General features: G+C 50.8%; 15 protein-coding genes. 3 read left to right on the forward strand and 12 right to left on the reverse strand.

The window, feature by feature from the left end; all coding sequences use genetic code 11:
- Window positions 1–6: 6 nt before the first annotated feature.
- The 4 genes from pheS to JUF22_RS07735 form a co-directional block, all read right to left on the reverse strand.
- Window positions 7–1,053 carry a phenylalanine--tRNA ligase subunit alpha gene (gene pheS, locus JUF22_RS07720; protein WP_203638767.1) on the reverse strand — a complete coding sequence of 349 codons (1,047 nt, stop codon included), beginning with the start codon at window positions 1,051–1,053 and terminating at the stop codon, window positions 7–9.
- 345 nt (window positions 1,054–1,398) lie between these two features.
- Entirely contained in the window at window positions 1,399–1,767 is a 369-nt protein-coding gene (locus JUF22_RS07725; RefSeq protein WP_203645256.1) for a winged helix-turn-helix transcriptional regulator, read from the reverse strand.
- 34 nt (window positions 1,768–1,801) lie between these two features.
- Entirely contained in the window at window positions 1,802–2,299 is a 498-nt protein-coding gene (locus JUF22_RS07730) for an HD domain-containing protein (protein ID WP_203645258.1), read from the reverse strand.
- A 930-nt stretch (window positions 2,300–3,229) separates the two neighbouring features.
- Window positions 3,230–4,000, reverse strand: coding sequence for a TrmH family RNA methyltransferase (locus JUF22_RS07735; RefSeq protein ID WP_203645260.1), 771 nt, complete (start codon window positions 3,998–4,000; stop codon window positions 3,230–3,232).
- 178 nt (window positions 4,001–4,178) lie between these two features.
- On the opposite strand from JUF22_RS07735, the gene JUF22_RS07740 reads away from it, so the two are divergent.
- Both JUF22_RS07740 and yidC read left to right on the forward strand, forming a co-directional pair.
- Complete coding sequence (locus JUF22_RS07740) at window positions 4,179–4,451, forward strand: acylphosphatase (protein WP_203645262.1); 273 nt, start codon at window positions 4,179–4,181, stop codon at window positions 4,449–4,451.
- A gap of 102 nt (window positions 4,452–4,553) precedes the next feature.
- Complete coding sequence (gene yidC, locus JUF22_RS07745) at window positions 4,554–5,471, forward strand: membrane protein insertase YidC (protein WP_203638771.1); 918 nt, start codon at window positions 4,554–4,556, stop codon at window positions 5,469–5,471.
- 222 nt (window positions 5,472–5,693) lie between these two features.
- Here yidC and JUF22_RS07750 read toward each other — a convergent pair whose 3' ends face one another.
- From JUF22_RS07750 to JUF22_RS07760, 3 genes are all read right to left on the reverse strand, one after another.
- On the reverse strand, window positions 5,694–6,098 hold the full coding sequence (locus tag JUF22_RS07750) for a YxeA family protein (RefSeq protein ID WP_203645264.1): 405 nt from the start codon (window positions 6,096–6,098) through the stop codon (window positions 5,694–5,696).
- Window positions 6,099–6,266: 168 nt separating this feature from the next.
- The gene (locus JUF22_RS07755) at window positions 6,267–7,910 is read right to left on the reverse strand and encodes a HAMP domain-containing sensor histidine kinase (RefSeq protein WP_203645266.1); all 1,644 of its coding nucleotides are present in this window, start codon (window positions 7,908–7,910) and stop codon (window positions 6,267–6,269) included.
- Window positions 7,907–8,593 (reverse strand): response regulator transcription factor, encoded by a 687-nt coding sequence (locus JUF22_RS07760; protein WP_020090053.1) that lies wholly within the window; start codon window positions 8,591–8,593, stop codon window positions 7,907–7,909. Before JUF22_RS07760 ends, JUF22_RS07755 begins: the two co-directional genes overlap by 4 nt.
- A 414-nt stretch (window positions 8,594–9,007) precedes the next feature.
- On the opposite strand from JUF22_RS07760, the gene adhP reads away from it, so the two are divergent.
- A complete protein-coding gene (adhP, locus tag JUF22_RS07765) occupies window positions 9,008–10,024 on the forward strand; it encodes an alcohol dehydrogenase AdhP (protein ID WP_125765990.1) in 1,017 nt (338 codons plus the stop codon).
- A 573-nt stretch (window positions 10,025–10,597) separates the two neighbouring features.
- Here adhP and JUF22_RS07770 read toward each other — a convergent pair.
- The 5 genes from JUF22_RS07770 to JUF22_RS07790 form a co-directional block, all read right to left on the reverse strand.
- Window positions 10,598–11,239, reverse strand: coding sequence for a matrixin family metalloprotease (locus JUF22_RS07770; RefSeq protein WP_203645274.1), 642 nt, complete (start codon window positions 11,237–11,239; stop codon window positions 10,598–10,600).
- A 555-nt stretch (window positions 11,240–11,794) separates the two neighbouring features.
- Window positions 11,795–12,454 carry a matrixin family metalloprotease gene (locus JUF22_RS07775; protein ID WP_203645282.1) on the reverse strand — a complete coding sequence of 220 codons (660 nt, stop codon included), beginning with the start codon at window positions 12,452–12,454 and terminating at the stop codon, window positions 11,795–11,797.
- Window positions 12,455–12,717: 263 nt separating this feature from the next.
- A complete protein-coding gene (locus tag JUF22_RS07780) occupies window positions 12,718–13,482 on the reverse strand; it encodes an FAD:protein FMN transferase (protein ID WP_203645284.1) in 765 nt (254 codons plus the stop codon).
- Window positions 13,479–13,640 (reverse strand): hypothetical protein, encoded by a 162-nt coding sequence (locus JUF22_RS07785; RefSeq protein ID WP_203645286.1) that lies wholly within the window; start codon window positions 13,638–13,640, stop codon window positions 13,479–13,481. Before JUF22_RS07785 ends, JUF22_RS07780 begins: the two co-directional genes overlap by 4 nt.
- A gap of 152 nt (window positions 13,641–13,792) precedes the next feature.
- Window positions 13,793–14,605 carry a Cof-type HAD-IIB family hydrolase gene (locus tag JUF22_RS07790; RefSeq protein ID WP_203645288.1) on the reverse strand — a complete coding sequence of 271 codons (813 nt, stop codon included), beginning with the start codon at window positions 14,603–14,605 and terminating at the stop codon, window positions 13,793–13,795.
- Window positions 14,606–14,717: the final 112 nt, after the last annotated feature.

The following is a 14,717-nucleotide window of genomic DNA, read 5'->3' on the forward strand; positions in this document are numbered from 1 at the left end:
TGGCGGTTATCCTTTCTTCGTGAATTGGTTGAGGAAGCGAACATCATTTAGGTAGAAGTTCCGGATGTCATCCACCCCGTACTTCAACATGGCGAACCGGTCAGGACCGACCCCAAAGGCAAAGCCGCCGTAAACATCGGCGTCAACGCCAGCCATCTTCAAGACGTTCGGGTGCACCATACCGGCACCTAAAACTTCGATCCAGCCAGTATTCTTGCAGACCTTGCAGCCCTTACCACCACAGTTAAAGCAGGTAATGTCGGCTTCAACGGAAGGTTCCGTGAATGGGAAGTAACTTGGTCGTAACCGCACATCAAATTTGTCACCAAATAATTCGTGGGCCAGAACTTGTAACGTCCCCTTTAAATCAGCCATGGTAATGTGCTTGTCGATAACCAAGCCTTCCACCTGATGGAATTGGTGAGAGTGGGTCGGGTCATCGGTATCGCGCCGGTAAACTACCCCTGGGGAGATCATCTTCAAGGGGCCCTTGCTGAAGTCATGCGTTTCCAGCGTCCGCGCTTGCATTGGCGACGTCTGTGTCCGCATCAAGATTTCCTTCGTAATGTAGAAAGTATCTTGCATGTCACGGGCTGGGTGATTCTTCGGCAAGTTCATCATTTCAAAGTTGTACTTGTCTTCTTCGACTTCGGGACCGCTCAGGACTTGGTAACCCATGCCCAAGAAGAGGTCTTCGATTTGGTCGATGATTTGTTGGATCACGTGGGGTTCACCCTTGGCAACCGGCGTCCCTGGTAAGGTCACGTCGATGGCTTCGTTCGCCAATTTGGCATTCAAAACCGCGTTTTCCAGTTCTTCACGCCGCTTAGCTAAAGCCGCCGTCAAGTCATCCCGGATTTCATTGGCAAATGCCCCAACCTTAGGCCGTTCTTCGGCATCTAAGTCGCGCATCCCCCGTAAAACCTCGGTGATGGGGCCTTTTTTACCCAGTAACGATACCCGGACTTGGTTCACGTCTTTCAGATCGCCAGATTTTTTAATTTCCGCGAGACCGCGTTCGTGCAGTTCGTTTAATTTATCCTTTAACGACATACGTCATCCTCCATTTTCTTTGGTCAAAGCGCCACAATTCTTGGGCAAACAAAAAAGCCCCGCCCCCATAACTAGGGACGAAGCTTCGCGGTACCACCCTGATTCAGCTAAAAGTTTAGACTCTTAGCCACACTCAGAAGTGATAACGGTCATTCACCGGAAAATCATTCATCGTGTCGCCACGAATCCCGATTACAACTCAAGAACTGAATTCACCCAGTAATTTGAAGTTTGCTTCCAATCTAGGCAAACTCTTCCTGACAAATTGCACCGGCTACTGCTTTTCTATCATCGTTTTTAATTATTACGCTATCTTAGCCTAGCGGATTTTGTCGCAACTGTCAACTATTTCTGGTCGGCTTCCGTTGGACAATACCACTTGTCAGACCACGCGTGAACCGCGGCCATAATGTCTTTGAACTCTTCGCCCTTGTCCGTCAATTCGTATTCGATCAACGCGTTGTCGGGGAACGTGCGACGAACAATCACGCCGTTAGTTTCCAATTCCTTCAAGCGTTCCACCAGAACCCGATCACTACAACGGGGAATGTTGCGGGCTAAGTCACGGAAGCGTTGCGGTCCCTCATGAAGGAGGACATCGATAATTAATCCGTTCCACTTCTTACCTAAAAAAGAAAAGGTTTGTTCAAATCGCGGGCAAAGCTCAAAGTCTACCGTTGGTTCGTCCTGCGCCTTTGATGACATCATTTGCATCCTTATCCTGCCTCCCATCCATGTTTCCCTGAAACTAGGCGTTAGGCGTTACTTTGTTCATTAAGGCTTCCACTCGCTTACGGGCTGGCCCACAGAATTCGTGAACGGCTTCGTAATCATCTACTAGGGAAACAATGGCACTTTCCCGGTATTTAGGCATAGCGAGCGTTGCGCCCCACATGTGCTTCAAGATAATATCCTTTTCCATGGGGCTCAGGTCCGTTAATTTTTCAGCGTTCCGCAAAGCAACTCGTGGATGGATAAACGCGTGCGACCCTAGATTGAACTTCGTCGTGCGCCAATCATAATAAAATAAATCATGTAACAAACCACCCCGTGCGGTGGCCCGGGTGTTTAAGCCAAGTTTCTTAGCAATCAGGTAACTGTTATACGACACTGAAATACAGTGGGACAAGCGGTCAGAGTGATGGTGTTGCGTGTAATTCGCCAGGCGTTGAACCGGCTCCTTTGCCAACAGATCAGAAACTAAAGCCAGGTACTCGGGGTCATCACGCCAAGTCAGTTTGGTCATAGAATGCTTCCTTTTCATTTAAAATTATGATTTTCAGTCTTCTTAACCCTATATCTTACTTACTTTTCACCAAATTGCAACCATCTTGCTTGGATTTCGCCCGGGTTAAGCCTTTCTTTACCTTTATCCCTTGTGTCAGACCTGTAAAAATGGGTGTCCGATTTACGTTCCCGGCGGTGGGCTCAAGGTAGTCTGCTGTGGGGAACGGCTCCAGCCTGTGAAGCGGGCTTCCGCCTCGCCTTTGAGCCTGAAAAGCGGTCTCAAAGGGCGTCCCGTGCTCTAAACTGAGAAAACCACTCAGTTAAGACCACCGACACAGCAGGTCATCTTGATCTGCCTCTGGTCACTCACACTGGCCATGCCATTTTTACAGGTCTGACGATGGCGCTTGGTGTTATCAATTAATTTAGATGTATGCTTTTTAGAATGTTTAAGTGTCTCAAAATAAGGGACTACCATTCAATTCAATGAGCATTAATCAGACACAACAATAGTGTGTAAAAAGGAATCACCATCATACGGCTGAGAAAACGGAGCCAGTCATAAAAGTGCCTCAAGACGAACCTGGGTACAGAAACGTGAATAGGCACTACAAACCGTTCGCTAGAAGATCCGACTGACACGTCCACCGACAATCAAGGGTTGAACGCGTGTCAGCCGCAGGGCTGGGAAAACTGGGCTGGTCGTGGGAGTGACCAGAGGCGAGCCAAGGTGACCAGCTGTGTCGATGGCCTTGGCTGGGGTATTTTCCCAGCCTAGTCCATGGGACAACCTTTGAGACCGCTTTTTGGCTCAAAGTTGAGGTGGAAGCCGCCCTTCGGCTGGAACCGACCCCACAGCAGGGCTCCTTGAGCGTGCCGCCGGGAACGGACGCGACCAGGCCCAGTTTTCACCAGCCCGGAGGCACTGACAACGCAAAAGTTCAACCCCTTATTGGACCAGGCGGAACATGACGACGCCGGCTGCCACCGCCACGTTCAACGACTCTGCCTGTCCTTTAATCGGAATGTACAGGTTCCGCGTCGTCATTTGTTGCAGGTCGGACGCCATGCCGTTCCCCTCGTTACCCATAACAATGGCCCCAGCAGTCAGCTGTGGCACGTCCCGGTAGCTCTTAGCATCCCGGTCCAGGTTAGTCCCATAGACGGGCAGGTGCCGGCCGGTAAAGGTGCTGATCCAGTCGTGCAGGTCGGCTTCGACCAATTGGATGTGAAATTGACTTCCCTGCATGGACCGGAGCACCTTTGGTAAGAACCGGCTGGCGGTCCCTTTCCCAAAGACCACACCGGTCAGGCCAGCGGCATCTGCCGTGCGGACCATCGTGCCAATGTTCCCAGGATCCTGAACGTAATCCAGGAATAGCCAAACCCCCTCAGCCGTGCTGGGGTCACCCACCGTATCCTTGGGAAGCGGCACCGTCGCGAAAATTCCTTGTGGCGTGCCCGTGTCCCCAATCGTTTGGGCAATGCTGTCGGTCAGTTCGTAGGTGTCCACATTGGCTGGTAGTTCCGCCGCGTGTTCGGCCAATTGGTCGGCCGTTCCCATGATGGCGGTCAGTTCATGTTTGGCCTTGATGGCTTCCTGAACCAAATGCCAACTTTCTAATAGGTAAGATTGCGTTGCTTTACGACCCTTTTTGGTGTTTAAGGCCCGCCACTGCTTGACCTTTTTGTTCTGTCCCGACGTAATTTTTTCAGTCAACTTGATTACTCCCATTCTTTGATCACATGTTTACCGCTAATCCGTCTGACCACTCACCATTTATGATGAGCCATCGGACCCGCGTCCGGTATGCTTTCTTTTTTCTAATTTTACCATACCACTGGGCAGGTCCGACCACGCGCGGTATGATTAAGCTAAAAAATAAAGGAGACTTTCGATGATTACCCAAGAACTCTTAGTCAGCGGTCGCGTCCAGGGCGTGGGCTTTCGTTACTCGGCCAGCAAACTTGCTCAACACCTCGGCGTGACCGGGACCGTGCAGAATCTTCCCAACGGCCAGGTGGCCATCGTGGCGAGTGCGGACGCCGACGTGTTAGCGGACTTTGCCCAGCAATTACGCACCAATCTCTCCCCCTGGATTCAGGTTAGTCAGCTCAAGATTACCGACCGTGCACCCCAACATTTTACGACGTTTCGGATTATTATTTGAAAATACCCGCTAAATCAAGTAAGATGTTTGATGTTAACGGCATTTTGCCGCTGGGGGCGTCCGCGCTCTACATGTTTATTTAAAAGGGGTTCAAAACATAAAATGAAAATCTCCAAGAAAGTCTCTGTCACCACCGCTCTAGCTGCGATGGCACTAGTGCTTAGTGGGTGTGTGCAGACGAAAAACGGGAAGCCATACGGCCTCGTTTACGATTACCTAGCCATTCCTGGGCAACACGTCATGAATTGGTTAGCCAACTTCTTCGGCGGTAGCTACGGTTGGGCGATTATTATCCTGACCGTGATCGTGCGAATGGTTCTGTTACCAGTCATGGTGAAGCAAATGCGTGGCGCCACGGTTCAACAGGAAAAGATCTCGATGATCCGGCCACAAATGACCGCCTTGCAAAAGCAACAAAAGGCTGCCAAGACGCCAGAAGAACAACAGGCTGCCAGCCAGGCCATGATGGCCCTCTACCGGAACAACGGTATCAGTATGACCGGTGGGATTGGTTGCTTGCCGCTGTTGATTCAAATGCCCGTCTTCGCTGCTCTGTATGCGGCCATTCGGTATTCACCAGAATTACAGAGTGCTGTCTTCTTGAACATCCCCTTGGGTAAGGCTAGCTGGATCTTAGCCTTACTGTCCTTCCTCTCCTACCTGTTGCAAGGGTACCTGTCCTTGCTGGGGATGCCGGAAGAACAGAAGAAACAGATGCGCTTCACCCTGCTGCTGTCACCCGTCATGATTTTATTCTTCACGATGAGTTCACCAGCCGGATTAGGCCTGTACTTCTTCGTCGGTGGGTTGTTTGCCTGCCTGCAAACGCTGATCATCAACTTCTACCGGCCACGGATTCGTAAAGAAATCCAAGCCAAAATGAAGGATCGGCCAGCTCCCGTCGTTGAACCGGTCGTCGCAAAACCTGTGACCCCGGCTGCTAAACAAGCAACGGCTAAAAAGGCCAGCCAAAAGAACCGGAATCGTAATGCTGGTAAGCAACAACATCACCAAAAATAATCGCTAATGCGTAAAGGCGCCGACTGAATTTTCTCAGCCGACGCCTTTTTCTATACCCTTATTTAGTTGTTAGCGACAAAATGCTTAGCTATCGCGTTTACGTGTACTTTTTGATGCCACTTCTAAATGTTCTACCGACCGGGCCCACGACCCATGAAACGGCTCAAAAGTGAATTTACCTTCATTTGCTAGTAACAAAAAGCGTGATTTAAGCCTCCCCGTTTAGCTCATCATCAGTTCCTGGCGAATGCCACTTGGCACCGTTTCCCGGTCAACCTTCCCCCAAGATTCCACGTTTTGTCCCTTGGTACTGATCTTCAGAAATTTATTAGGCTTCAACTTCCACTGAGAATCAAAAGCCAACGTCCGTGACTGCCCCTGGGCATTGTAGGTCACCAAGTGGTAAGTGTACTCGTCCTCACCACCCCCGCCGATAAAATGCCGAATGGGCTTAGCGTTAGTTGAAGCGTACACGTCTTCAATCTTGACCAACGGATTCACATTATCCGCCGCCATGGCCAGTTCGGAATGCTTATTCTTGGTCAAGTTTGGCAACAGAAAGGCCCCTACACCTAAGACCACAATGATACTGGCAACCAACACAAAAAACTTACTGATAAATTTCATTTTAAAATCCCCCTATATCGGCTAATTACTCAAGTAACTAACTAGTTACCATAGCATAACTGAGCCAACGAGGCCTGTCAATCACAATTTTGATATTTCTAGTTAATTGTATACAACAAAAAGGACACCCTCAGCATTTTCAGCTGAAAGTGTCCCTTTAAATAAACCCTATTTTTCATCTGGTGAATCCGGTGTGTCTGGCTTATCGGCCTGACTATCATCAACCAATAACGCTGACTTGATCCCCGGAATCTCATCGTTAGCTGCTTGAACCCGCTCCTTCTTGTCGGTCAGAATCTGTGCATCCTCATCCGATAAGATTGGCAGGGAGACCCGGAAGACCGAGCCCTGGCCCAACGCACTCTCGATGGTAATCTTCCCGTGGTACGCCTCAATCAGGCGCTTGGCAATGGCTAAGCCTAACCCATTGCCCCCCTTGGTCCGCGAACGGGCCTTGTCGACACGGTAGAAGCGGTTGAAGACACGGTCACGGTTCTCCTGGGAGATTCCCTCACCGAAGTCTTGAACGGCCACCTCGAGGTTCCTAGTGTCACTCTCGTAGCTCATATGAACTTCCTTGCGCTTCTGCGAGTACTTCACGGCATTGTCCATCAGAATGATGAGGATCTGTTCCAAATGATTCCGATAAATTTGCGCTTGCACTGGCCGATGCACATCGTTATCCAAAATAAACACGTAATCCGGATGGATCATCTTAAAGTTGTCGAAGACTTGTTCAACAACTTCACTGACGTCCGAAACTTCATTGGGGTAATTGACCTCAATCTGTTCGGCCCGTTGCAGATCCAACATTTCTTGGACCAGACTCTTCATCCGTTTCGTTTCCTGTAAGGATGCCTTGATGGACTCGTTCAAGACCTCCGGATCATCCTTGCCCCACCGGTCCAGCATCTCCATGTGACCCTGAATAATGGCCACGGGCGTCCGCAATTCATGGGAAACATCTTCCACGAACTGCTGTTGCTGATCCATGTAGCGCTGGGTGGTATCAAGCATGTCGTTAAACAAACTACCCAAGTCACTCAGCTCATCTTGGTGGTGTAGCTCTGGGACCCGCCGATCGGTCTGGGGATCCTCACGCATGGCATGAATGGTCTCTCGAATTTCCTCGACTGGTCGCAACAGGAAGGTCGCCAGGCTGTAACTTAGAACGGCAGCGGCTAAGACCGCCATCATCCCCAGAACCACTTCGACCTGCAGTAGCTTGACCTGGGTGGCGCGATAGTCCCGTAAATTATCGGTGACCTGCACGTACCCCAGAATCTTGTTGCCCTGCTTCGCCCGAATGGGTGCCGAGCCAACCAAATTTTTATGACCGCTGATGACCCGCGTCGCAATCCGTTCCTTATTGCTCTTCGCAAATTTAATTGGACTGTTCCGCGTGGCAAACAGTGGCTGGCCCTGATAATCATAGACCGTCACCGTTTGGCTGTCGCGGGCAAGACTCGTGATTATCGCATTGTTATAGGCACCAGCCGGCTTCTTGGCCTCAGACATCACGGTCCGTGGCCGCAACAACTGGTTGACCTGGTTACCCGTCAACGGCTGTTTCTGGTTATTCAACTTCTCAACCACAACGTTCAACGTATCTGACACGTGGGTCTTTTCCTGGCGCATCAGAACCGTCATAAAACTGTTAAAGATAAGGAAAACAATCACCGCAAAGATGACCAGTACCCCAAAGGCCGTGGTTAGCGCCCACTCCCACTTCAGGGAGAAACGAAAACCGGGCTTCTTCGGTTGGGTATCGTCATGATCGGTGGCTGTCTCCGTTAGTTCTGGCGATTTCACGAACGCATCACGTACCCTGTCCCCCGGACCGTCTGGATGTAGCTCTTCTGGCCGGCGACATCAATTTTATTTCGCAGGTAACGCACGTAAACGTCCACCACGTTGGTTTCAACTTCGGACTCGTAACCCCAAACCTTGGTTAACAGGACGTCCCGGGCCAAAACGACGTTGATGTTTTCCATTAAGGCTAACAGCAATTCGTATTCCCGCTTGGTCAGGTTGATGACCTCATCGCCACGACGCACGATGCGGTTTTCCTTTTCAATCGTCAAGTCCTTGAACTTAACGGTCGTTTGCTTGGTGTTCTTTTGCTCGCCTTCCAGGTGAATCCGCCGTAACAGCGCCCGCACCCGTGCAAGTAATTCTTCAATGGCAAATGGCTTCACGATGTAGTCGTCGGCCCCATGGTCTAACCCGGAAACTCGGTCGATCACGGAATCACGCGCCGTCATCATGATGATTGGCGTACTCTTCACTTCGCGTACCCGGCGGGCAACTTCGATCCCGTTCAATTCAGGCAGCATGAGGTCCAGCAAAATGACATCGAAGTCCTGTGACAGTGCAGCTTCTAATCCGGTCCGACCGTTAAATTGCACGTTGGTTTCGTAACCTTCATGCTTCAATTCCAATTCAACAAAGCGGGCAAGATTTTTTTCATCTTCAATAATTAAAATTCGACTCATTGCGCTCTAACTCCTCTGGCTATTTCACGGCAGCCGCTGCAATCAAACCCATACTACCAGCGGCCGTCCGATAATCATTTCAACATTTAATTTTATCATATTTTCTCATAATTGTATGCAAAAGCACGCCGCTTCTCACATTTAGTTATTTCTTTACTTTCTAAACCGGGAAAAAGTCCTTCACTTGCAAACAACAACCGGTTGCATTCGATAGTTAAGTTTGCTTTTGAAAACGGTTAAGTAGTTTGCTTCACATTGTTGGTTACTGTATTCTTCTATTGTAGCCTTGATTTAACGCTAATTAATTAGTGCCTTGATTAAATCTTAATAATTTTTGTGCAAATTTTCACTTGCAACTCAGCACTTTTGCAGTATACTAGCTCTTGTAGATAAAAAGAAAGAGGAGTTGTTTTCATGAAAGCAGCAGTTATTCGCGATTCAGTAGACGGTTACGTTGATATTAAAGATGTTACGCTTCGTCCCATCACCCATGGGGAAGCCTTAGTTAAGATGGAATATTGTGGTCTTTGCCACACCGACTTACACGTGGCTGCCGGTGACTTCGGTAAGCAACCTGGCCGGATCATTGGACACGAAGGTGTTGGTAAAGTTATCCAAGTTGCTGACGACGTTGAAAACTTGAAGATTGGCGACCGCGTTTCCGTTGCCTGGTTCTTCAAGGGTTGTGGCCACTGTGAATATTGCTTGACCGGCCGCGAAACACTTTGCCGTAATGTTAAGAACTCCGGGTTCACCGTTGATGGTGCCATGGCTGAAGAATGTATCGTTGATGCCAACTACGCCGTTAAGGTCCCAGATGGTTTGGACCCCGTTGAAGCTACTTCATTGACTTGTGCCGGTGTAACCATGTACAAAGCTTTGAAGGTCGGCGAAACGAAGCCTGGCCAATGGGTTGAAGTTGTTGGTGCCGGTGGTTTAGGTAACCTGGCTATCCAATACGCCCACAACGTCTTCGGTGCCCACGTGGTCGCCGTTGATGGTAACCCTGACAAGTTGGCTGCTGCTAAGGCTAACGGTGCCGAAGTGCTGATCAACCGGCATGACGGTGATGTGGCTGAACAAATCCAAGCCAAGGTCGGCGGTGTCGATAACGCCCAAGTTACGGCCGTTAACAAGGATGCCTTCACCCAATCCGTTAACGCTTTGAAGCCAGATGGTAAGCTGGTTGCCGTTGCCTTACCACAAGGTGACATGGAATTAAACATCGCCAAGACGGTGTTAGACGGTATCTCTGTTCGTGGTTCCTTAGTTGGGACTCGTCAAGACTTAGCCGAAACATTCCAATTCGGTGCAGAAGGCAAGGTTCACCCTATCGTGAAGACTCGTCGTCTGGACGAAGTTAACGACATCATCGACGAAATGAAGAACAACCAAATCGTTGGCCGGATGGTCGTTGATTTTACTAAATAAGGGTTCAAACTTTAATACTTCCGAAAGCCGCTCCCGTGAAGAGCGGCTTTTTTGTGTTTTCAGAGAGATGGTCCCCTCACCCCCAAAGCTAATAGTTGCGACGATTATGCCAACCACGAAACTATCCTGTACACGAAATTGCTCCGGCATTAATGGTTATAAGCTAAATAGACTGATGACCTATCTACGCATCAAAATGACTAATTACACCGTCCAGCAAATAAGCAATACTGGCAACCATTATCAGCAACATCCCCATCGTCACAGACTAACCCACAACCGAAATCAGTATTAGCTGAGCTAGTGAAAATGTGACTGAGCAGTCAGTGTTAGTGACCAGAGGCGGATCAAAGTCCCCCGCTGTGTCGGTGGGCTAGGCTGGCGTCTTTTGTCCAGCCTAGCCCACGGGTCGACCTTTGAGACCGCCTTTTGGCTCAAAGTCGAGGTGGAAGCCCGTTTCTCAGGCTGGAACCGACCCCATAGCCGGGGACTTTGAATCCGCCGCCGGGAACGGCATGGCGCCCACAGCGTCACGGCCCATTTTCACCAGCCCGGAGGCGCAAACTGAAACAGTTACTCCTGATAAAGCAGGGATAGTGCCCGCAAATCGGCCGCCGACAGCGTTTCACGCTGCTGGTCCAGCGGATACATGATCGACTGACGACTCTCACTATGGGCCAATCCCAGCGCATGCCCAATCTCATGAATGGCCACGGACACGCGAATTCTAAGCTCCGGGTGCGCCAGGTTGAGGCCGGCCTTGGCCCGGTTCACGGTGAATGCTTGCCACCCACTACGGTGTTTTACGGTCGGGCCGCCCTCACCCAATTCAACGAAATCCCCCGCCTGCTTGGACGTATCCCGTTGATAGGTAAAAAAGGTTAAGCCATTTTGGCGCTTGCCCGGCATCCCCGGGACCAAACGCACCAGCCCCGTTCGATTAAACACCCCCACGGCTTCCTCGAAGATGGGCCGGATATTGGCCGTCACGTGTCGGTCAAAATGATAATAGTACGTGGGCGCCAACGGATACGTCGCCGCCACCAGACTCAACGGGGTTTGCGCGTGCTTGGAACTGGGGAGTGGCCCTTCCATTTGATTGACTAACCGATCCAACCGACTGACGGACCTGATGTGGGGCGCCAAGGCCCCCGGCCACAAGATACATAACAGACTCACCAGCACCCCGACCCACAGTAGCCGCCACTTTAGCATGGTTGTTGCCTCCTTTAATTTCTATCATTCTTAGTGTAGGCAGTCCGGTGCTCGCTGACGAGTGTTTTGCAAATCGGGACGCAGAAAATAACGGCTGACCAGTTAAAATTGACGCGCCTTATCAAAATTAAGCAATTAATCGCCGTACTGACGGGTCTGGCATGCGTTTCGCCATCTTAGTCCTTCAACCGAGACACTAGTGGGTATCCATTTTTACATCCATTAACGACTTCAAGACCAAATCTATTCAACTAAAAAAGGCGCCCCACCGCCAAAAAAATGGTTGTGAGACGCCTTCATGTATAGAACAACTTGATAAGCATAAAATTCAACGGTTACGGGCTAAACCCGTGTCAGCCGCAGGGTTGGTGAAAATGGGCTAAGCCGTGGGAGTTACCTTAGCGGGTTCCCGCTTAGGTAGCTGCTATCTTTGAGACGCGCTTCTCAGTGGCTCAAAGTAAGTCCGAAGACCGCACCCTCAGACCTCGGACTTGCGCTCACAGCGTCACGGCCCATTTTCACCAGCCCGGAGGCAGGGAAACACACCTTTAGCCATTAAGCTTTCTGGTAAAGGTGTCGCAGTGTCTTTAAATCTCCCGCTGACAAATGCGTCGTCCCTTGGTCGATCGGATACATGACCGAATTGTGACTGTGACTGTGATCCAAACCAACCGCGTGACCGATCTCATGAATGGCGACCGAGAGCCGCACACTTTGCGGATATTTCAGATTCATCCCCGCCCGCGCGTGATTGGCCGTGTAGCCCTGAAAACCAGTGACTTCCTCGATTTCCGGGCCCCCTTTGCCCAGTTCCAAGTACGTGCTCTGATCTTCCGGCATCTCCTTGCTGTAGGCAAAGAAGGCAATCTCGTTCTGATGCGCAGTGGCGTCCCCCGCCACCAAATTCACGATGCCCGTTTCATTATAGACGGCGACGGCCTTTTCAAAGGTCCGCACCATCTTATCCGGGACTTCATTGCCAAAGCGGTAATAATAGGTCTTGCTTAACGTTTGCGGCTTAACAATTGATTCAACGGGTGTGGCACGCTTAGACTCCTCGCGCCCCACCATGGGCAACTGAACGCCCAGCCGACTAGTGGCCTGAGCAACTGTGATCTCTGACATCGCAACAAATTTAGGAAATTTTCCCCAGACACTGACTAGCATGACGCTCCCCAAGAGTAAAACTGCTAGTAGGCCCCAAAGCTTCCGCATATTCTCGCTCCTATCCAACTGACTAGTGCCAGTCTACCGAGAAACACGAAACACCGCCACCAATCCAGACTAAGATGGCCGGAATCCAAGACTTTCTTAAACTATTGACGGGGATACATTAGGTTTCTAATCTATTTTTCATTATGTAAACGGTGTTATTAAAGAATTTATAACTAGCTGCATTAAATTTCTCTAATTTAATTCACACCAAAAGCCCACAACAAGCCATCTTGCCGTGGGCCTTTTCACATGCAACTCATTTCTTAAAATTCTACTAAGTTATCCTGGGCGGTGACCAGCAATCCCATGATTTTGAGCTGACGTTGCTGTTTGAACGACTCAAATGCCCGTTCACCCATCGCCACCGCCGTCGTTGCCAACGTATCGGCCGCAATCAGGCTTGGCGCCAACACGGTGGCTTGATCCAAACTGGGGGCGCCCTCCTGACACTGAATGGGCCCGCCAATCGCGCTGCCACCCCGCATCGAGGTCGCCATTGCCCCATTTTTGATGCGATAACGCTTGATGACGTGACTCATGTCGTTCGGGGACTCGACCCCCACGTTCCAGACAAACTCGCTGCGCGCGGTCACACCCATCTGTACGTCGCCCCCGCCGTTGATTGCGGCCGCGACCAGGCTTTGATCTTGCAGCAGCGGCCGCAGATACGTTTCAAACGCCTGAAAGAGCATCCAGCCCTTCAGGAGCCCACGTGGGTCAAACGTCCCCGCGTAAAAGGGATCGAAGGCGTTGGCCGTATCCGCCTGTGCCTTGAGTGCCAGCTGGTAAACCGCCTGCAGTTCCGGACCAAACGCGGACGGCGCCAGTTCACCGCGCTGAAACTGACAAAGTTCCGAATCCGTGCGGTCGCGTGAAAAGCACAGGTTCAATCGCATAAAATATCGAGAAAGACTCGTAATCAATTGCTGAAACGTTGACTCGGACAGATGGCCAAACCGGGGCATGACTAACCGAACATCAATCGGCGCCGTTCCTGTTTCAATTTGAATGGTTAATAATTTGCTCACTTGGCCCGCCCCCCAGTCGTGTACAGTAGCGTGACGGGCACCCGATCATTGGTCACCGCCGTCGCCGATGATTTTGCTTCCCTGAGCAGCGTCACCCCATCCACTAAAACGGCCACCACCAGCAAACCAGTTAACACCCCACGTAAAAACCGTTCCATGTGTGTCACCTCACTCTTTATTTCGAGTATACCCACAAATGTCCCGCACTCGTCGCGGGAACGCCGAGTAGGTTAAGTGACCGCTAAAAGCGCGCCGTTGCGCAAAAAAATAGCCCGGGACAAAATCCCAGACTACGACATTAAACTAGCTATCAGTCCAAAACGACCTGCTGAATCGTCTTCAACACGCCATCGTGTTCGTTGTCGACGGTCGTCACGTGTTGCGCCGCCGCCTGAATCGTGGCATCGGCATTTGCCATCGCAAAGCCGCTCCCGGCAAATTGTAACAACGGCACGTCGTTCACGCCGTCGCCAAAGGCCATGATGTTGGCTGCCGTGAGTCCCTGTTGTTGCGCCAACCATTGAATCGCCGGCAACTTACCCACGTTAGCCGCCACGATATCGATGACCCCGTAGCCGCTGTCATGAGCGCGTAGCCGTCCGTCAAAGTAGGTGTTGAGTCGGTCAACCAATTCGGCCGCCTGGTCTGGCGTCGTCGACACGCTAATTTTCTTGATCCGATCATCCACGGTCGCCAAACTCTCAACCTGTTGCAAATTATCGTAGTAGGCTTCGGCCGCGTCAATCAGCTGTTGCGGGGCCCCGAGTTCCGTGTAGGACGCCCGTTCCCCGGTTAGAATCACGTAGGTGTGCCGCAGAAAGTCCTGATGCCGATCCACGCTGACAAACTGGTCAACGTCCGCCGCCGACAAACTACCATCAAAGATTTGTTGGCCGTCCCGATAGATAGACGCACCATTTTCAGCGACCATGACCAGATTAGGGGCTAAACTGTCCGCAAAGAGGTCCCGCAGATGGGCGTATTCATTCCCTGAAGCCAAGACCAAGGTAATCTGTCGTGCGCGTAACGCGGCCAGTACCTCGCGCATCAGCGGCTGATTGTAACTCTGGTCAGCATGTAACAGCGTGCCATTCAGGTCCGTCGCGATTAATTTAATTGCCAAAATTTCACTCCTCAAAAATAACTGTGTGCAGTCATTATACGCGTCCACCCGGGTAAAACACAAAAGGAAATCCGAATCATTTGACCCTAAACCACAGCCAGTTATCTCGACA

The sequence above is a fragment of the Levilactobacillus lanxiensis genome, assembly GCF_016861655.1.
Lineage (GTDB): Bacteria > Bacillota > Bacilli > Lactobacillales > Lactobacillaceae > Levilactobacillus > Levilactobacillus lanxiensis.